Origin of the sequence: Streptomyces aurantiacus, from assembly GCF_001418335.1 — a bacterium.
GTDB classification, from domain to species: Bacteria; Actinomycetota; Actinomycetes; order Streptomycetales; family Streptomycetaceae; genus Streptomyces; species Streptomyces aurantiacus.
On the sequence record NZ_LIPP01000196.1, the window covers coordinates 1 to 18,528 of the forward strand.

Sequence of the window (18,528 nt, forward strand, 5' to 3'; positions counted from 1 at the left end):
CCTCCCCCCGTCCCGGTCCCCGTTCCCGCCCTCGTGGGTGCCCCCGCGGGCGCCTCCACCCATGACACGCCGCACGGCACCGCCCCCGTCGCGTACGGCAGTTGCAGCACCCCGTCCTTGGTCCACCGGCCGCAGCCGGTCAACCACCCCTCCGGCGGGGCGAGTTGATGGAGGTGGCGCTCCGCGGGGCGCCACACTCCGAGCCAGCTGCCCGAGGCACCGTCGATCCGCAGCGCGACCGCGCAGCTCTCGGGCGTCAGCACCAGACCCGGCTGGATCGCGAACGGCGTGACCGTACAGCCGGCCACCTGGAGATGTTCGGGGAACCTGACGGGCAGCGTGCTGCCCAACACGCCCCAGCCGAGCCGCTCGTGCCCGGGAGAGGGCGCGTCCGAGCGGATCAGGAGCAGCCCGCTGTCGGCGTCCGCGAGCAGCAGTCGGTCGTTGCTGTCCTCGGCGATCTGCAGCAGCGGCGACGTCTCGCCGCCACGTTCCAGGTCGACCACGACGGTCTTGGTGACTGTCCTGGTGACTGTCTTGGTCCCGCCCTGCGCCTCCCGGTCCAGCGCGAGCAGCCGGTCCCCGCCGCCCAGCCACACCCCGCCCGAGCAGCGGCCCGGTACCTCCGCGAGATGCTCGGGCCCGAAGGCGCCGCCCGCCACCAGCCACACGGCGGTCGAATACGGGCCCACGGCGAGGGCGTACGCCCGTGTGCCGCCCGGAGCCGGCGGCAGTAGCCGCAGCCCCGTACCCGGGTCGGGGCATTCCACCGCGCCGAGCGGTACCTCGCCCGTCCCGGGGCCGGTCGGATAGAGCAGGGAGAACGCGTGCCGTCCGTCGGTGAGCCGGTGGATGAGCACTCGCCCGTCCGCCATCGGCAGCACCTCCGTGCCGGGCTCCTCCGGCTGGTTACCCGGCAGGGGCACGGCATACGGTTCGTGGCCGTCCAGCGTCCAGCGCTCCGGGAACCAGGACTCGCCGCTGCGGGCCAGCCGGGCCGCGTAGGACCCGTCGACGGTGATCACGCACCCTGCCCGCGCGGCCCACTCGTTCTCGGACGCCGTCGCGGACTCGATCGCACAGGCCGCCATCGTTCGCTCACCTCCGGCGACGAAATTAGTTTTCGCACGCACAGGCGTGGGACCTGCAAGCAGCGGCTTCACACATAAGAGTGGCCAAGTTCGGATTCGCCTGAGGGAACGGAGGCGGGTGTGCTGGACGGGGTGAAGGGTGCGCACGGTCCTCGCGGACCGGGACGGCCGAGCCGGCGGATTCGACGTCCCGGGCAGGCAGGGAGGGCGTGGTTACTCGACCACAGCTGGCCGAGTAACCCGTGACCAACCCACGACCAACCTGCGACTGACCCGCGGCAGGCTGGGCACGGACCCAAGGCAGGTAGCCTTTTGTTCGTGCCCCGTCTGTCTGAAGCAATCGCCGCGCTCGACGCCCTCTGGCCCCCTGGGAGCGCGGAGGCATGGGACGCGGTCGGGACGGTCTGCGGAGACCCCGACCAGGAGGTCTCCCGTGTCCTGTTCGCCGTCGACCCGGTCCAGGAGATCGTGGACGAGGCGGTGAAGCTGGGCGCGGACCTGCTGGTCACGCACCACCCGCTCTATCTGCGCGGTACGACGACGGTGGCGGCCTCGACCTTCAAGGGCCGGGTCGTGCACACCCTCATCAAGAACGACATCGCGCTGCATGTCGCCCACACGAACGCGGACCGCGCCGACCCCGGGGTGAGCGACGCCCTCGCGGGCGCGCTGGACCTGCGGGTCGTACGTCCCTTGGTGCCGGACCCCGCCGACCCCGAGGGCCGTCGCGGCCTCGGGCGCGTCTGCGAACTGGACCCTCCCGTCACCGTCCGTGAGTTGGCCGAGCGTGCGGCCGAGCGGCTGCCCGCCACCGCGCAGGGCATCCGCGTCGCGGGCGACCCCGAGGCACTGGTGCGGACCGTCGCGGTCAGCGGCGGTTCCGGCGACAGCCTCTTCGCCGACGTACGGGCGGCGGGCGTGGACGCCTTCCTCACCGCGGACCTGCGCCACCATCCGGCGTCGGAGTTCATGGCGAACGGCGCACAGGCCACCCGAGCCACACACACCCAAGCCGCACACACCCAAGCCACACAGGCCACCCTCAATCCTCTCGCGCTGCTCGACGCGGCGCACTGGGCCACCGAGTGGCCCTGGTGCGAGCTGGCCGCAGCCCAGCTCGACGAGATCTCCGACCGTCACGGCTGGGACCTGCGGGTCCACGTCTCGAAGACGGTCACCGACCCGTGGAACTCCCACGCCCCTTCACCTGGAGCCCCCAACTGAACGCCGCGCCCGCCGACCAGATCCGACTTCTCGACGTCCAGTCCCTCGACGCCCGCCTGCAGCAGCTCGCACACCGGCGGAGGTCGCTGCCGGAGCACGACGAGATCGAGTCGCTGACCAAGGACCTCACGCAGCTGCGGGACCTGCTCGTCGCCGCGCAGACCGAGGAGAGCGACTGCTCCCGCGAGCAGACGAAGGCGGAGCAGGACGTCGACCAGGTGCGCCAGCGCGCCTCCCGCGACCAGCAGCGCCTGGACTCGGGTGCCGTGACGTCGCCCAAGGATCTGGAGAACCTCCAGCGCGAGATCGCCTCGCTGGCCAAGCGGCAGGGTGATCTGGAGGACGTCGTCCTGGAGATCATGGAGCGCCGCGAGTCCGCGCAGGAGCGGGTCGCCGAGCTGACCGACCGGGTCTCCTCCGTCCAGTCGAAGATCAACGACACGACGGCCCGCCGGGACGCCGCGTTCGAGTCCTTCGACGGCGAGACCGCGACGCTGACCAAGGAGCGCGAGGTCGTCGCGGGCTCCGTGCCCGCCGATCTCCTCAAGCTCTACGAGAAGCTCCGCGAACAGCAGGGCGGCGTCGGCGCGGCCCGCCTCTACCAGCGCCGCTGCGAGGGCTGTCGCCTGGAGCTCAACATCACCGAGGTGAACGAGGTGAAGGCGGCGGCTCCGGACGCGGTACTCCGCTGCGAGAACTGCCGCCGAATCCTGATCCGCACGTCCGAGTCCGGCCTGTAGGGCCGCAGGGGCCGGGACCCACTCGGCCCCTGCAAGGGGCGCGGGGAACTGCGCGCTCAGCCACCAGTGGGCCCGCACCCGCCGACTACCGACAGCCCCCCTGTGCCACTGCTGACGCCACCGCCGACGACCTACGGGCAGCCCGGAACATGACCAAGCCACCCCCCGACCTGGGCACCCCCACCACCTTCGTACTCCTGCGCCACGGCGAAACCCCCCTGACCCCCCAGAAGCGATTCTCCGGCAGTGGGGGAAGCGACCCAACGCTCTCGGACGCGGGCCGACACCAGGCCGAGCGCGTAGCCACCGCACTCGCCCCACGCGTCCCACGCACCGGACGCTCCGGACTCGCCGGACTCGCCGGACTCGGGACCGTAGAAGCCGTCGTGTCCTCCCCCCTGGCCCGCTGCCGCGAAACCGCACAACCAGTAGCCGCCCGGCTGGGGCTCGACGTACGGATCGAGGACGGCCTTCGCGAGACGGACTTCGGCGCTTGGGAAGGCCTGACCTTCGCCGAGGTCCGTGAACGCCACCCCGACGACCTGAACGCGTGGCTGGGTTCACCCGCCGCGGAACCCACCGGCGGCGGCGAGAGTTTCGAGGCCGTGGCCCAGCGCGTGGCCGAGGCACGCGACAACCTGCTCGCGGCCCACGCGGGCCGCACCGTGCTCCTCGTCTCGCACGTCACACCGATCAAGACCCTCGTACGGCTGGCCCTGGGCGCCCCACCGGAGTCCCTGTTCCGCATGGAACTGTCGGCGGCGTCGCTGTCGGCGGTGGCGTACTACGCAGACGGCAACGCGAGCGTACGGCTCCTCAACGACACGTCGGCGCTGCGCTAGCTCGGCCGGTGTGGTCGGATCGGCCTCCGGTCGAGGGTCGGCTGCCCGCCGGTGGGGGCCGGGCGCGCAGTTCCCCGCGCCCCTTACGGGGCCCCTCTGCGGGGCCCTTACGGGGCGCCCAGGCTCGCGGCCTCCCGGGCCAGCGTCTCCACCCGCGTCCAGTCCCGGGCCGCGATCGCGTCCGGCGGGAGCATCCAACTGCCGCCCACGCAAAGGACGTTGGGCAGGGCGAGGTACTCCGGGGCGACGGCGGGGCCGATGCCACCGGTCGGGCAGAAACGGGCCTGCGGAAGCGGCCCGGCCAGCGACTTGAGATATGCCGTGCCGCCCGCAGCCTGGGCCGGGAAGAACTTCATGTCGCGCACACCCCGCTCCAGCAGCGCCACGACCTCCGACGTCGTCGAAACCCCCGGCAGGAACGGCACCCCCGACGCCTTCATCGCGTCGAGCAGCGCGTCCGTCCAGCCCGGGCTGACGAGAAAGCGCGCCCCGGCGGCCACGGAGTCCGCCACGTGGGCGGGCGAGATGACCGTGCCCGCCCCGACCACCGCGCCCGGTACGTCGTCCGCGATCGCCCGGATCGCGTCGAGCGCCACCGGCGTCCGCAGCGTCACCTCGATCGCGGGCAGCCCGCCCGCGACGAGCGCCCGCGCCAGCGGAACGGCGTCCGAGACGTCCTCCACGACCACCACCGGCACGACAGGCGCGAGTTCGAGCACGGACGAGGACAGCGCTGAGGAGGACGAGGACGAAACCATGCCCTCATCCTGCCCGCGGCACACAACATGCGCAAAGCTCGTTGCGCATGTTGCAATAGCGCGCGCTGCACTAGCTGTCAGTGGATCTCGTCCACCAGCACATCCAGCAGCCACGCCTTGCCCGCGCCCGCCGCAGGCGCCACCGCCTCCACCACGTACCCGAGATCCCGCAGTGCCTCCACCAGCTCCGCGGGCCCCGAGGGCACGGCGCCGGACTCCATCAGGCTCCGCACGATGCGTCCCTTGGTCGCCTTGTTGAAGTGGCTGACCACCTTCCGGGTCGGCGCGTGCAGCACCCGTACGCTCGCCGTGCGCTCCGCGATCTCGCCCTTCGGCCGCCACGCGGCGGCGTACGCCGAGGACCGCAGGTCCAGTACGAGCCCCCGCCCGGCGACCTCGGGCAGCACGGTGGCCATCGGCGCCCGCCAGTGCGAACTCAGCACCCCGAGGCCGGGCAGCTTCACACCCATCGAGCAGCGGTACGAGGGAATCCGGTCCGTCACCCGGACCGCGCCCCACAACCCCGAGAAGACGAGCAGCGACCGCGCCGCCCGCCGCTTCCCCGCGGTGTCGAGCGAGGCCAGGTCCAGGGCGTCGTACAGGACACCGGTGTAGACCTCGCCGGCGGGCCGGGTCCCCGCGGTCCGCAGTTCTGTGTTCTTGGCGATCTCGCCGCGCAGGCCCTCGCTCAGCCCGAGCACCTCGCGCGCCTTGTCCTCGTCGGCGGCGCACAGCTCGACCAGCTCGTCGAGAACCGCCTGCCGCGCCCCGGCGAGCCCCGGCAACGACAGCGACTCCGGCTTCAACGGCGCGCCCCGCCCGGAGGGAGCCTTTCCTTCGGACGGCGGCAACAACACGAGCACGGCGGTTCTCCCTGGGACTTTCGGTACGTACGAGAAGCACGCGCCAGCCTACGGGGTACCGCCGACCCCACCCCGCCCTACGCGCACTGCGAACCGGGCTGCCCGTGAGCCCGGACTGCCGGCTCACGACGCGACGGACATCCCGATCGCCCGCGAACCCTGCGGCTCGTGCGGTACGGACATGATGATCACGGCCAAGGGCCTCGCCGCCATCTCCAGCACTGTCCTGGAAGCCGCCTTGCCGCGTTGGCCGCGTTGGACCCATTGGCCAGTGACTTCAGTGACTGATGACGACCTTGCCGAAGCGTGATCCTTGCTCGAAGTGGGAGAACGCCTCCGGCGCTTCGTCGAACGGGAAAACGCGGTCGATGACGGGCCGCAGGCGGTTCTGACTGATGACCTTGTTCATCTGCTCGAAGTCGTTCCGGCTGCCGACACTGATCGACCTGAGAGTCGCGGCGCGACGGAAGAACCGTGTCACGTCCATGCCGTTGCCCGGCGCGAGATTGCCGACGAGGGCGATCTGACCGCCGTAGGCGACGGCGTCGATGGACTGGGAGAGGGTTCCGGCGCCGCCGATCTCGACGACGCGGTCGACACCGCCGCCGCCCGTCAGTGTCCGTACTTGTTCACCCCACTGTGGCGTGCTGACGTAGTTGACGACATCGGATGCGCCGAGCGCGCTGAGACGTCGGGCCTTCGCGTCGCTGGAGGTCGTGGCCAGGACGCGTGCGCCGGCCAGGCGGGCGAACTGCAACGCGAAGACCGACACACCCCCTGAGCCCTGGACCAGCAGCGCGTCACCCGGACCGACTCCACGCACGGCCGACCACGCTGTGAGTGCGGCGCACGGAAGCGTGGCCGCCTCCTCGAAGGACAGCTGGTCCGGCACGGCGACCAGGCTCTGTTCGTCGAGGGCGATGTGCTCGGTGAGCCAGCCGTCGCGGTGCGTGCCGTGCAACTCCCCCCACTGAGGAAACGGGCCGTACAGCCAGGTCGGCTGGAACGTGCTCACCACGCGGTCCCCGACCTGCCACCGTGTGACACCGTCCCCGAGGGCCTCCACGACGCCCGCGCCGTCGGAGAGCGGGATGCGCCCAGGCGGTACCTCGACGGAATACGTGCCGGCGGCGATGAGCAGATCGCGCGCGTTGAGAGAGCTGGCCTTCACCCGTACGAGCACTTCGCCCGCCGCCGGGCTCGGCACCGGACGCTTCCCTGAGGGGCTCAGGCCACCGGCCGCTCGCACCTGAAATGTTATCATTTCCCACCCTTGGTTAGCAGATCACCTAGATCACCTAGATCGCCTGGATCATCTCCACGGTAGGACAGGGCGCCTGGACGCAAAGTATCTTGGCGTCCACTCTTTGGTGCAGATCGTCCAGGAAGGTGGAGATGGATCCGACCGACGACCTCCTCGCCACGATGAAGATCGAGGACGCCCGGTACGTACGGCTGGACGCCCATGCGCCGTGGGGCATCGTGTTCCCACCCCGGCACCTCGCCCGGCTGGTGCTGATCTCCAGCGGTTCATGCCTGCTCGTCGCGGACACTCTCGCCGGGCCGCAACGTCTGGAGGCGAACGACTGCTTCCTGGTCCGAGCAGGTGTGGGATTCACGCTTCAGGACGACACGGGCAGCGAACTCGTGGACTGCGACGGACTGATCTCCCAAACCCCGGCCACCTCGGTACGGGTCGGAGGTGACGGTGAGCTGACCCGGATCGTCTCCAGCCGGTTCGCTTTCGACGCCGTCGCGGCCGAACCGCTGTTCGCACTCCTGCCGCCGTTGTTCCGGCTGAACCTGGACAACGCGTCCAGCCACCTCCTGCGCGCCACGTTCGACCTCATCGCGCAGGAGAGCGCGGCGGGCGGACTCGGCGGCGGCTTCGTCATGAGTCGCTTGTCCGACGTGCTCTTCGTCCAGGCGCTGCGGACCTGTTGCGCCAATGTCGGGAGCGGCACCGTCGGCTGGATCGCCGCGTTGCGCGACCCGCGCCTGGCGGCTGCCATGCAGGAGCTGCACGCGGACCTGGCCCATCCGTGGACGGTCGACGAACTCGCCCGCAGCGCGGGGATGTCACGCTCGGCGTTTGCCGCCCTGTTCAAGGAGAAGACAGGGGACACCCCGCTGGGCTACGTCACATCATGGCGCATGTACCGGACGAAGGTCCTGCTCCGGGAGACGCCGCTGAGTGTCCAGGAGATCGCTGCCAGGGTCGGCTACGACACCGGTACGGCATTGAGCCGTGCCTTCTCGAACAGGGAGGGCATCGCTCCCGGAACCTGGCGGAAGCTGACGGACCAGGCACGCCATCGGGTTCCCACGGCCGGCCCACCACCCGACTAGAAGGCAGGCGTCCCCCCTCGCAGCTCGACCCGATTCTCAAGCAAGGTCGCGTGGCTGGTCGGCTACCATGGTCAGCACGGCAGACGAGCCGGGCGGACGGCCGCGTGAAGTCCCCTTCGGGGTGCTTTCCGAGGAACGTCCGGACTCCACAGGGCAGGGTGGTGGCTAACGGCCACCCGGGGTGACCCGCGGGACAGTGCCACAGAAAACAGACCGCCGGGGACCTCGGTCCTCGGTAAGGGTGAAACGGTGGTGTAAGAGACCACCAGCGCCTGAGGTGACTCAGGCGGCTAGGTAAACCCCACCCGGAGCAAGGTCAAAAGGAGCCGCCGTAAAGGGCGTGCTCTGCGCGGACGTTCGAGGGCTGCCCGCCCGAGTCCGCGGGTAGACCGCACGAGGCCGGCAGCAATGCCGGCCCTAGATGGATGGCCGTCTCCCCGGCCGCCGCGAGGCGACCGGGCGACAAAATCCGGCGTACAGCCCGACTCGTCTGCCATCAAGGCCCCCTGACCAGTGAACATGCTGGTCAGGGGCCCTTTTTCCGTAAGTCGAAGGGCTTCATCAGACCCCGGTCCGTACCGGTTCAAACCGGTACACGCGGCCGTGAACGTAGCCACCAAGGTAGCCACGAAGGTAGCCACCCACGCGGCCACTCTGGGCACCCGTCCTGATTACTGGGCTGCGGTGATTCTCCGCGCACTACAGCCCGGGTTGCCTAACGCAAGACACCCTCCACCAGCGGAAGGCTGGTGGAGGGTGTCGTGCGTGGTGAAGTACTCCGCCCACGTGGCGCGTAGCTCCTGACGCTCCTCGTCGGCGCGCGTCCAGTCGCGGTGTCGCATTGTGCGGGACTTGAGATACAAGGCGTTGGGGTCGTCGTCGGCGAGTGCGTCGGCTGCCTGGACATCGGCGGCGAATGTCTCATCGGTGGCAGACGCTGACGCCGTGGCGTACATAAGGCGCTGGAACAGGTTGTCGCTGTCGGCGAAGTCCACGGGGCGGGTGGAGTCGTCCACGGTGGCACCGGCGCCACGGACGAGACGGGCGACCGTGGAGAGGAGGCCGCGGGTGACCAAGTTGACGCGGCAGTAGTCGTCATCGGCCCAGATGCCGACGCGGTACTGCCTGAGGCTGGTGAGCTTGGGAGCGGGGAGATGAAGTTTCCAGGCGGTGCCGTCGGACGGGGCCGGGACGGCGAGTACGTCCAGGAGGACGTCAAGATCTTCGGCGGTACGGGCGATCGGGCCGAGTGTGAGCATGTCGGAGCTGGTGGCCCATCCCGGAGGGCGCGGTATGTGGCCGCGGGTCGGCACGATGGGGCTGGCGCCGCGGGAGGTGCGTAGAGCGTAGACGCCGCAGTAAGCGGCAGGGAGGCGCAGGGACCCCGCCAGGTCGGAGCCGACTTCCAGGGCGGTGAGACCGGTGGCGACGGCCGCGGCCGGACCGCCGGAAGAGCCGCCGGCGGTCTTGGTCTCGTCGAAGGGGTTCTTCGTCTTCCCGAAAATAGGGTTTGACGTCTGAATGTCTTGGCACAGGGTCGCGACGTTGGTCTTGCCTATGATGATGGCGCCGGCCGAGCGCAGCAGAGCAACGACATCGGCATCCTGGTCGGGGATGTGGTTGGTCAGGTCGGTGGACCCGCACGTGGTGCGCATCCTCTTGGTCTCAAGGGCGTCCTTGACTGTGATGGGCAGGCCGTGAAGGGGGCCGAGGGTTTTACCGGTCGCGGCGAGGTGTCGGTCTGCCTTGTCGGCGGCGGTGTGGGCGCCTTCGATGTCGAGGGTCACCACGGCATTGATGCTCGGGTTGACCTTCGCATGGTGCTCGAGAACGCGGTCGAGCAGCCCTCGGGCGGTGATCTCGCCGCGGCGCAGGGCGCCGAGTTGGGTACGCGCGGAAGCAAGGTACGGGGCGGTGATGCTCATCATGTCCTTTGGCTCGGTCTCCTCGGCGGCGTAGGCCAGCCTCGATAGAGGGACCGCTGCGACGGTCGTCGTTACGGCGGTGATCAGAGTGCGGCGGTTCACGTACGTGCTCCTGAGGCGCTTTGTGTTCTCGCTTCGGCAGCGGGCGGCGGCGGGGTGAAGTAGGCGGCGACACGCACGAGGTGGCTAACGTCTTTGGTGGTGGTCGGGGTATTCAGTGTGGCGTCAGCGTAGGGAGCCGGTTCAGCTACCGTTTCATGCTCTTTCTGGATGAGTGCTGCGCGGATCTGGTCTGCGGTGACCGCCGCGGCGAACCGTGACCGAGATCGCCACCAAGCGCGGCGGCGGCGCTCAGCTTCTCTACGGGCCACGGGATTGAGGTAGGGGCGCAGTTCGATCTGACCGTCCCGGATCTCGACAGCGCGCCGGTACAGATCGAAGCTCACGGAACGTCTGTTGCGCCAGGCGTCGGTCTGGTCGACGGGTTTCTCGAGGACGATGCTCGGCTCGGCGGCGGCCATGGCCTGCCACAGGGCCTCCAGGTGCCGGTACTGACGGTGCTCTCGGATGAACACGTTGGCGGCTGTTGCGCGGGCGGCGACGAGGGGCAGGAAATATCCGATCTGCGTCAAGGTTGCGCCGACGTCGCCGCAGATCCAGGCATACGGCTCAAGTGCCTCGACGCTGACGCCGAATTCGGCGCCGAAGATGGCGCTGAGCCGGATGCTGCTGTAGCCCAGGGTGATCACGGCACCGACGGAGACCAGGCGAAGGCCACGGCCGATCCAGGGGTCACCTACCTCGCGCGCGTACTTCCAGCACACCCGAGCGAGATATGTCTCCGCGACGGTGTACGTGCACATGTAGAGCAGTAAGTACGCCTGCAATGCACGGTCATGGGCGTAGTACAGCGTGAAGTCGACTGGTCGCTGTGTGACTGGAGTGAACCAGACCGCCATGCAGGTAATGACGGAGAACGCCATGGCAAGCAGGAGTCGGGCTCGGCGGGTTGCGTCGGCTGGCTGCTTCGTCCAGTAGGTCAGGACGACGACCTGCAGGCCGAGGACCAGCATCACGCAACCCTGGGCTAAAGGCACCGCGACGTTTGCGACTCCGAGAACGCTGTCGATGCGTATCCATACCGGCGTCAGGGATATCGCGTAACTCAGCGCGGAGAAGAAGAAGGTGAAGGTGAGAGCTTTGAGGGCCGGGTCTCGTTGCCCCTTCCGCAGGTCGCGCAGAAGGAACAGGAACCCTGTGCCGGCGATGATCAGGGACAGGGGGTGAAGGATGTCTTTCACGGGACTCTCAGGGTCAGCCGCGCCGCAGCAGCGTGCGCGTGATGCGGTCCGCCTCTTCGCTCCGGGTCGGAGGACGGTAGGAGTTGGCGTGCGCCTGCAGGAAAGAGCCGACCATCTCGGCTTCCTGCTCGTCGTGCTCGGCATAGCCTGTACGGCCCAGGAACGCCGCGATCAAGGCAGGGTCGAGGAGGCTGAGGAGGCCGCCGCCGTCAGGGGCTGGCAACGTTGTCGAGCCGCGGTGACCCTTGAGTATGTGGGCGAACTCGTGGGCGATGATGTGGTCCTGATGCGCCGGGCTGGTCTCCGGGTCGTAGAAGACATAGCTCATGCTCCTGGTGGTGATCCACATCCCGCACGGTACTGTCTCGCCGACATCGACTGACCGGAGCTGTATCGGTTGGCCTATGCGTCTCTCGACGAACGGCCGCAGCTCTCGCACGCTCGTGATGGGAGGCAGCCCCAGAGATGTCACGAAGTCACTGCACCCGACGCGTACCGCGTCGGTGGTACCGGAGTTACGCCGACGGCGCCACATGAAACGATCCTCCGAAGATCGGGCGGCACAAGCCACGGACGGGGTCAGTACTGATCCTGGTCGGACTCGGCCGGCAACCCTTCAAGGCGGCGGACCTGATCGAGCATCGCGGCGGCGGCGTTGAGACCCTGCTCGGATAGACCGACGGCGCGCATGGCGATACTCGTGACGCCCGCTTCCTCGAAACGTTTCAAAGTATCCAAAGTGACCCCCGCCTCGTTTAGGCGTGCAAGAGCCTCGAGCTGGGCCAGGACGGTCTCGGCCCTGACACCGGATTCGAGCAGGCGTGTCAGCGATCCAAGATGGGAGTGCAACTGCTCGTCGGTGAAACGCTTGTCACCCTTGAGGGCATTGAGCATCTTAAGCAGTTTGTTCACAACGCCAACGGTGTCGTCCTCGAAGAAGTACTTCACCGGCACGCCAAAAAGCCTGGCGAAGCCCTCAATGTGGTTCTTGGTCGGGTTATCCCTACGGCCAGTCCTGAGCTGCCACACGTACGTATCGGAGGCCGTCGGCAAGCCGGCCTCCCGCAGCATCTCGGAGACCCGGACGTCACCCAACGGGCCCCGGGGGTCGTTCCTACAGAGGTAGTCCAGACGCTCGGCAAAGGTGCCCTGGACTGTAGCCATCACGCCGTCAGGTGCCTCGGCGTTCTGTGACGCATCTGGCTCGGCCACAGTGCCGCCTCTCTCGATACGGTCATCAACATCAGTTGACTATGCCACAAGCATGCGTGATTGTTGCACAGGTCGATACCAACTGAGATTGGTACGGCATGGGTGAGGCGTGGCCGCGCTCGAACCATGCGAGCGCTTCGGCACCTCGGTTCACCATGCCGCCACGACGGAGGTACCGATCCCACATCGACAAGCGCCTCTAGACGGGACGGACAACTTGTGACGATCTCCGACGCCGCATCTCCGCTTTCCACCTTCGGCCTGCAAACCACCACCGCCAGACAAGGCACTGCCGTACTCCCTGGGATCCCTGGCGTAGAGAACTCGATCGAGTTCCGCCTCGGCCCGGGGTACGCCCCGGCCCAGAGCATCCGCCGCGCCCGCGGCTTCGCCATCATGATGTTGCCGACGCTGCTCGCAGGCGCGCCAAATGCCAACGTTGTCGAGGAGGTGGTGCTCACTGTGCTGACCGAACTCGTCGACGTCACCGCCCGGCACCGCGCCAGCATCGACCTGAGTGGCCGGATTTCGCACGACGGGGATCACGTCCTGATCACCATCGGAGAGATGGATCAACCGCTACCTGACCCGGAGGAGGAGCCGGGCCTGTTCCTCGTGCGCCGCCTCACCGACGAGATCGGGCAGTACCGCGGTGACGAAGCCGGGCATGTGACCTGGGTATCCGTGCCGGTCCGGTCGAAGGAGTAGAGGCGCAAGTAGCCCCGCACTTCTGCCTACTTGCCGTTTTGCCTCACAAGTGTCCGAGCGGTAATGGGGCACGTTGGCCCTGTGGCGCATCGCCTGACAGGACCTTGTGGCGGTTGAACCGGGGCGGACGTCCTGACGCCGGCCGCTGCTCTGTACTCAACTAGGATCTGACAACTGCCAGTCTGCAGCCGGGATGAGTCCATCCGGCAGAGGAGAGCCTGCTGAATTGACCAGGCCAGGCGGAGCAGCCCCGTTCGCACCAATGAAGTGGACCATTCCGCCGGAGAACTTTGCACCCCAGAATCGGATCATCCCGCCGGAGAATTCAGCCCCGCTGAAGTCGACCGTGCCGCCGGAGAATTCCACTCGGTCGAAGTCGACCAGGCCGCCGGAGAATTCCGTCCCGCGGAAGTCGACGGTGCAGCCGGAAAACGTCACCCCGCTGAAGTCGACGGTGCCGCCGGAGAACGTCGCCCCACTAAATTCGACCGTACCGTCGGAGAAAATCGCCCTGCGGAAGTCGACGGTGCTGCCGGAAAACGTCACCCCGCTGAAGTCGATGGTGCCGCCAATGAACCTCGCCATGCTGAAGTCGACCAAGCCGCCGGAGAACGTTGCCCGGCCGAAGTCGGTCGTGCCGCCGACGAACGTCGCCACGCGGAAGTTGATCGTGCCGTCGAAGAATTCCGCTTCGCTGAAGTGTACGGTGCCGTCGGAGAATGTTGCCCCGCCGAAGTCGATCGCGCTGCCGCTGAACACTGCCCTGCGGAAGTCGACGGTGCCGCCGGAGAACGTTGTCCCGCGGAAGTCGATCGCGCTGCCGGAGAATTCTACCCCGCGGAAGTCGACTGTGCTGCCGGAGAACGTCGCCCTGCTGAAGTCGATGGTACCGCCGGAGAATGTTGCCCCGTTGAAGTCGACCCTGCTGCCGGAGAACGTCGCCAGGCGGAAGTGGACGGTGCCGCCGGAGAATGTTACCCCGCTGAATTTGACCGTGCCGCCGGAGAATGTTACCCCGCTATATTTGACCGTGCCGCCGGAGAACGTTGCCCCGCTGAAGTCGACCGTACTGCTGGAGAACGTTGCCCCGCTGAAGTCGGTCGCGCTGCCGGAGAACTCCGCGCTGCTGAAGTCGACGGTGCCGCCGGAGAACTCGGCGCTGCTGAAGTCGACCCTGCCACCGGAGAACACAGCCCTGCGGAAGCTGACTATGCCGTCGGAGAACACCGCTCCGCCGAGGTCTGCCCCGTCGAAGGTGACACCTGTGAAGTCGAAGTTGTGACCTTGCCAAGCGTGGTGATGTCGGAGGGGCAGACGGAGGTGATCGCGGATGAGCCGGATGACGGTGTGCCGGACTTCCCTCAGTGCGAGATACGTGTGCAGGGCTGCGGCGTCGTCCGCCGGCAGCTCGGCACCGGCGGTGTAGGGCAGTCGGAGATAGGCGCACAGGACATCGATGCACGTCTGACGCAGCTCGCGGGTGGGGGCGTCGTCGGCAAGCCCGGCCAAGGCGTGCACACCGCCCAGGCGTACGGCGGCGGATGCGTCGCCGAGCTGGGATACGGCGGTGGTGAAGCGTTCGGTGTGCAGGCGGGTGGCGTCGCGCAGGGCACCGTCCTCGTCGACGCGCTGGCGGCGGTAGGCCACGACCAAGGCGACCAGTGCGCCCGCACCGGCCACGACACCGAAGGCGAGCTTGACCAGTTCGAACAGAGTCTTGGAGTCGATGCGGTGCTCGGGCTTCAACTCGCGTGCGTCAAGTAGGTCCCATCCGGCATAGAACACGGCAACGGCAACCAGGACCGCAGTAGTGAAGGCCAGGACCAAGACGAAACCGACGGGCCACAAGTGCAGGCCGCGCCGTTCAGCCTGGCGCCGGGGGAGGCGAGGTCTCATGCCCGACAAGACTGATCAGGGTGCGTGACCGGTTGCATCGCGCCTCGATGAAGGTCGCACTCATCCGCGAACCATCCACAGGAAACCCGGGTGCAAACGACACCGAGGTCTTGGGGCCCTAGAGATCACTTCGATGCCGGAAATTAACTTGTGTGTTTCTGAGTTTGACGGTGCAGGTCAGCACCTTGCCTGCATGTTATTTTCCGGCAGGCCCTTAGGCAGAGCTGCGCCCCCGCGCTTTGAGTGCGAGTATAGCGGCTGGCACGGTGACGATGACACTTAGGATGATCCCAAGCTCGCTGGCGAATTTGACGATGCCGTTCCATATGCCCCCTATCCATTCGAACCCCTCCCCGCCCGAATCCTCCGGAACTGCTACAACTCGAACCGTGCGACGAAATGGCGACTGCTCCACCAAGACTGAATCCGAGTCGCGAAAATATGCAGTGACTCGCAAGGAAAGTTTCAGTCTCCCTTCCTTCTGTGGAGAGACTTCCCAACGCCATGTCGCTTGGTCGGTGCGCTTGAGGACAGGTTGCCTTTCTGTTGAAAGTGCCTTGCAGGAACTATTTTCTCCACTGCACTGCAGCTTAACTCCGATGTCGCCGCCTGCGGGAACGCTGGCACCTTTACTACCGTCCGCATTCAACCGCCAGTCGCCTGAAACCGTCACCACAAACTTATACGTTGTGCCAGATTTCAGCTCGGCGTCCGTGAGGCCGCTATGCGTCAAGCTCCCTTCGAAAAGGCTCTTGCGTGCCGAATCGATCGCCTCGACGTACTCCTCCTGCGGGTCCGGATCTGCCTCTCCAGTGGGTTTGGATTGCGTAGGCTCAGGCCGCGGAGATTCTGTACCGGTTGGCATTGACTGCGGGTCCTCACCCGGCTTTACGTCCATCCACAGAAACCAGGCCCCTGAAGCAACCAGTCCGCAGATGAGAATCGCAGAGGCGAGCAAGCTGGCGGGAGTGTCTTTGAGTAAATCGATCATCCTTTGCGGAAGACGCCGCAGTTTGTGGTCCGAACCGGGGACAGGCAGTCGCTCAGCCTGACGCCGACGATTGCCGGTCGGCCCCTTCGCCGGTCGACTCACCTGACGCCGCGCGCGAGGCGCTGGCTTGTCCCGCTCATCCGGCTCCCAGGATCGCGTCTCTGGATTCCAGCGCAATACATCCCCCAGGAGTTCTCTCAAACCCACCAGCGCTCACATCACGCCAGCAGGACCAACGACCCAGCAGATCCTGCCAGTTACCGGCCGGCGCGGAAGCTCATTCGTGAATCGTATGGAACAAGTCCACGTGCAGCACTCTCTGCGCCGCCCCGTGAGAGACAACGGACGGCCATCCTCGGATGGACTGTACTGCAACCCGCTTGATCAAAGCCCGACCCAATCTGATGCCGTAGGTGAGCCGGTGCCTCTGGGACCTAGAGGGCGAGCACTTCGGCGAAGAACTCCATGAGCATCTTGTCTGGCTCCTGGCGCTCTTGGAACTCGTAGCCACCGAAGCGGTAGACCTCGTAGCCCTGGAGGCGCAGACGCCGGTCCTCCTTGGTCATCTTCGCGTACTCCCTCGGGGCCGGCAGGCCGTCATCGCTGGAGTAGTGCTGAATGCCGTCGATCTCCAGGATGATCCTGCGGCCGCCCGAGGTGAACAGCATGAAGTCCCGCACTTGCAAGGGGATTATCCGTCCGCCTTGGTCGTCACGGACCCGCTGAGCGATCGGGTCGTAGTGCAGGTAGACCTGCGGCAGGATCGCCGGTGTTGCATCGAAGCCGCGGGCGTGGGCGAACTCCCAATAGACGCGAAGGAGGTGCTTCTCCAGCGGACTCTTGGGGGAGCAGGAGTCCGCAAGTTTGGTCTTGAGGCGTTGGAGGCGGACAGCGGGCGCGAGGGAGTAATTGCCGTCCCGGTGCTTCCACCAGTCGAGAAGATCCGTCATGGTCAAACCTGCGGCTGGAATGGGTCGGTCGTACTTCAGGCAGTCCGCATTGTTGGTGATCTCGTAGATCCCCTGATCGAAGTTGATCCAGACGATTTCAGGCTTATCCTTCGCAGCAAATATTATGTTGCGTAGATCACCATTGACGCCCCGGAAACCGGCCCGAGAGGCGTCGCGTTCAAGATCTGCTAGTTTTCCCAGAATCGGGCCACAAATTTCCGTGATACTGCCCTGCGTATTCACATGTTCCCAGTATTCGCGCCGCGTCCGGAACGGGACGCGGCGGATGATGTTGAGCCGGGCCAGGACCGCGTCAGCGCAGCGGAGGACGTCGGCCACTTCGTGGTCGGTCAGCCCGATGCCTTGGTTGTTACCCGGCAGCTCGGTTTCCAGGAGGCACAGCAGGTGATAGGCGACGTCCTCCTCTCGGAAGCCAACCACGGGTCCATGCCTGAGCTGATCCACTAAGTGCCTGTTGAGCCTGCTCTCGCCCTGCTCTCCGTCCAGGAATGCAGGGCTGTTCATGAGGAGATCCTCCAGGGTCACGGTGATCCTTTCGGTGCGGTATGCCGGGGTGGTCCATCGAGAGTACGAGCAGGGACCGACATCACCACGGTCGTACGCCGAAACGTCCAACTCCTGCGCTCAAGAGGGTTCTGGATCCGGATGCTCCGGTTCGACAGACTGGACAGTCGACCAGATATGCCGCGCCCACCTCTATAGATCGACCATGCTGCCCCCAGGACTCGCCCAAGCCCCACAAGTCGGCGCCCGCATAGCAGAATGTGAAGAGGCCAGAGATGTTGGGGGGGGGGAGGGGAACCCCGGATTGGAAGCCCTCAGGCCGGATAGTGAACTGACCGGCGCAAACCGGAGTGGCCGGACAGGATTCCTGACTCAGAAAGACTAGATGGGAGACGTTCCCGAAGGCTTTGCACGAGACCGCGATGCCATGGACATGACCTAATGCGGCATATGTGCCGTGTCGGCGGGATCACACCCCAGAGTACGCTTTCTGTTGTTTCCTAACAGTGAATCAACTGCCAGTCTGTTCACGAGGCTTCATACTTCGCTCTCGTGTCGTCTCGCGGCTGTCTACGAGGGCAAGAAGGTCACCACCCTCGCCGGGTGGAGCGTCGGGCACCTGGGGCCGGCCTACTCCCTCGCGGTAAATCCGGAGAAGACGGCGCAGATCAACACCATCGTGCTGTACGACCCGGGCTCCTACGCGAACTTCTTCGAACGCAGGCCGTGGGAAGACGCGCCCTGCGACCTCAAGTACGACCAGTCGCAGCTGTACGCCGATTGGCTCGGCAAGAACAAAGACAACCGGCTGATCATCCTCGCCGGAGAAGACACCAAGGACCGCAACATTTGGGGCGAGGGCGGCACCCACGAGGGGATCCAGCAGGCGCTGTTCCCGAAGATCCGCACGAGCGACCAACTCTCCAGCCAGGTGCCGGTGTGCAACTACGACGATATGAAGCACCGGGACGTCCTGGCGAACTGCATGAGCGTCATGACCGCCGGGCCTCAACCAGCCTGCCCCACCACCCCCGTCCAGCCTGACACGGTCTGGCACCCCTGATCCATCCTGCTCAAAGCAGTCTCGGCCATGAGGTCGCATTGCATGCCGACGCCCCCGCTCCGGGGAGAACCCGGAGCGGGGGCGTCGGCA

Annotated in this window: 16 protein-coding genes, 1 other RNA gene and 1 pseudogene; 7 read left to right on the top strand and 11 right to left on the bottom strand. The window is 66.7% G+C overall.

Annotated elements, in window-relative coordinates; all coding sequences use genetic code 11:
- The coding region (locus tag AOK01_RS24845) for a hypothetical protein (RefSeq protein ID WP_055515349.1) at positions 1-1,091 on the bottom strand (1,091 nt) is incomplete at its 3' end.
- Positions 1,092-1,409: 318 nt separating this feature from the next.
- Here AOK01_RS24845 and AOK01_RS24850 point away from each other — a divergent pair.
- The 3 genes and pseudogenes from AOK01_RS24850 to AOK01_RS24860 form a co-directional block, all read left to right on the top strand.
- Positions 1,410-2,315 (top strand): Nif3-like dinuclear metal center hexameric protein, encoded by a 906-nt coding sequence (locus AOK01_RS24850; protein ID WP_055515372.1) that lies wholly within the window; start codon positions 1,410-1,412, stop codon positions 2,313-2,315.
- Positions 2,312-3,055 (top strand): zinc ribbon domain-containing protein, encoded by a 744-nt coding sequence (locus AOK01_RS24855; protein ID WP_190855706.1) that lies wholly within the window; start codon positions 2,312-2,314, stop codon positions 3,053-3,055. Before AOK01_RS24850 ends, AOK01_RS24855 begins: the two co-directional genes overlap by 4 nt.
- A gap of 26 nt (positions 3,056-3,081) precedes the next feature.
- Positions 3,082-3,897: pseudogene (locus AOK01_RS24860) on the top strand (histidine phosphatase family protein); the annotation flags it as partial.
- Between the two features lie 107 nt (positions 3,898-4,004).
- On the opposite strand, the gene eda reads toward AOK01_RS24860, so the two are convergent.
- From eda to AOK01_RS24875, 3 genes are all read right to left on the bottom strand, one after another.
- Entirely contained in the window at positions 4,005-4,655 is a 651-nt protein-coding gene (eda, locus tag AOK01_RS24865; RefSeq protein WP_055515352.1) for a bifunctional 4-hydroxy-2-oxoglutarate aldolase/2-dehydro-3-deoxy-phosphogluconate aldolase, read from the bottom strand.
- A 77-nt stretch (positions 4,656-4,732) separates the two neighbouring features.
- Complete coding sequence (gene yaaA, locus AOK01_RS24870) at positions 4,733-5,518, bottom strand: peroxide stress protein YaaA (RefSeq protein WP_055515354.1); 786 nt, start codon at positions 5,516-5,518, stop codon at positions 4,733-4,735.
- A gap of 277 nt (positions 5,519-5,795) precedes the next feature.
- The gene (locus AOK01_RS24875) at positions 5,796-6,725 is read right to left on the bottom strand and encodes a zinc-dependent alcohol dehydrogenase family protein (RefSeq protein ID WP_245702396.1); all 930 of its coding nucleotides are present in this window, start codon (positions 6,723-6,725) and stop codon (positions 5,796-5,798) included.
- A 188-nt stretch (positions 6,726-6,913) separates the two neighbouring features.
- Here AOK01_RS24875 and AOK01_RS24880 point away from each other — a divergent pair, with 188 nt between their 5' ends.
- Both AOK01_RS24880 and rnpB read left to right on the top strand, forming a co-directional pair.
- Entirely contained in the window at positions 6,914-7,867 is a 954-nt protein-coding gene (locus AOK01_RS24880; protein ID WP_055515358.1) for an AraC family transcriptional regulator, read from the top strand.
- Positions 7,868-7,951: 84 nt separating this feature from the next.
- Positions 7,952-8,360, top strand: an RNA gene (gene rnpB, locus AOK01_RS24925) — RNase P RNA component class A.
- Positions 8,361-8,538: 178 nt separating this feature from the next.
- Here the strand turns inward: rnpB and AOK01_RS24885 are convergent.
- The 4 genes from AOK01_RS24885 to AOK01_RS24900 all read right to left on the bottom strand — a co-directional run bounded on the left by AOK01_RS24885 (position 8,539) and on the right by AOK01_RS24900 (position 12,305).
- Entirely contained in the window at positions 8,539-9,894 is a 1,356-nt protein-coding gene (locus AOK01_RS24885) for an amidase family protein (RefSeq protein WP_079103715.1), read from the bottom strand.
- Positions 9,891-11,093 (bottom strand): MAB_1171c family putative transporter, encoded by a 1,203-nt coding sequence (locus AOK01_RS24890; protein ID WP_055515360.1) that lies wholly within the window; start codon positions 11,091-11,093, stop codon positions 9,891-9,893. The genes AOK01_RS24885 and AOK01_RS24890 overlap by 4 nt, the downstream gene beginning before the upstream one ends.
- 13 nt (positions 11,094-11,106) lie before the next feature.
- Positions 11,107-11,421: a M48 family metalloprotease gene (locus AOK01_RS24895; protein ID WP_055515362.1), complete on the bottom strand. Its 315-nt coding sequence runs from the start codon at positions 11,419-11,421 to the stop codon at positions 11,107-11,109.
- Between the two features lie 251 nt (positions 11,422-11,672).
- Positions 11,673-12,305 carry a hypothetical protein gene (locus AOK01_RS24900; protein ID WP_157871473.1) on the bottom strand — a complete coding sequence of 211 codons (633 nt, stop codon included), beginning with the start codon at positions 12,303-12,305 and terminating at the stop codon, positions 11,673-11,675.
- A gap of 219 nt (positions 12,306-12,524) precedes the next feature.
- On the opposite strand from AOK01_RS24900, the gene AOK01_RS24905 reads away from it, so the two are divergent.
- Entirely contained in the window at positions 12,525-13,013 is a 489-nt protein-coding gene (locus AOK01_RS24905) for a hypothetical protein (RefSeq protein WP_055515365.1), read from the top strand.
- Positions 13,014-13,169: 156 nt separating this feature from the next.
- On the opposite strand, the gene AOK01_RS41580 is transcribed toward AOK01_RS24905, so the two are convergent.
- The 3 genes from AOK01_RS41580 to AOK01_RS24915 all read right to left on the bottom strand — a co-directional run bounded on the left by AOK01_RS41580 (position 13,170) and on the right by AOK01_RS24915 (position 17,396).
- Entirely contained in the window at positions 13,170-14,840 is a 1,671-nt protein-coding gene (locus tag AOK01_RS41580) for a pentapeptide repeat-containing protein (RefSeq protein WP_245702397.1), read from the bottom strand.
- Between the two features lie 283 nt (positions 14,841-15,123).
- Positions 15,124-15,900 (bottom strand): hypothetical protein, encoded by a 777-nt coding sequence (locus AOK01_RS43710; protein ID WP_157871475.1) that lies wholly within the window; start codon positions 15,898-15,900, stop codon positions 15,124-15,126.
- A 434-nt stretch (positions 15,901-16,334) separates the two neighbouring features.
- On the bottom strand, positions 16,335-17,396 hold the full coding sequence (locus tag AOK01_RS24915) for a hypothetical protein (RefSeq protein ID WP_055515369.1): 1,062 nt from the start codon (positions 17,394-17,396) through the stop codon (positions 16,335-16,337).
- Between the two features lie 436 nt (positions 17,397-17,832).
- Here AOK01_RS24915 and AOK01_RS43715 point away from each other — a divergent pair, with 436 nt between their 5' ends.
- The gene (locus AOK01_RS43715) at positions 17,833-18,438 is read left to right on the top strand and encodes a hypothetical protein (RefSeq protein ID WP_157871477.1); all 606 of its coding nucleotides are present in this window, start codon (positions 17,833-17,835) and stop codon (positions 18,436-18,438) included.
- Positions 18,439-18,528 lie beyond the last annotated feature (90 nt).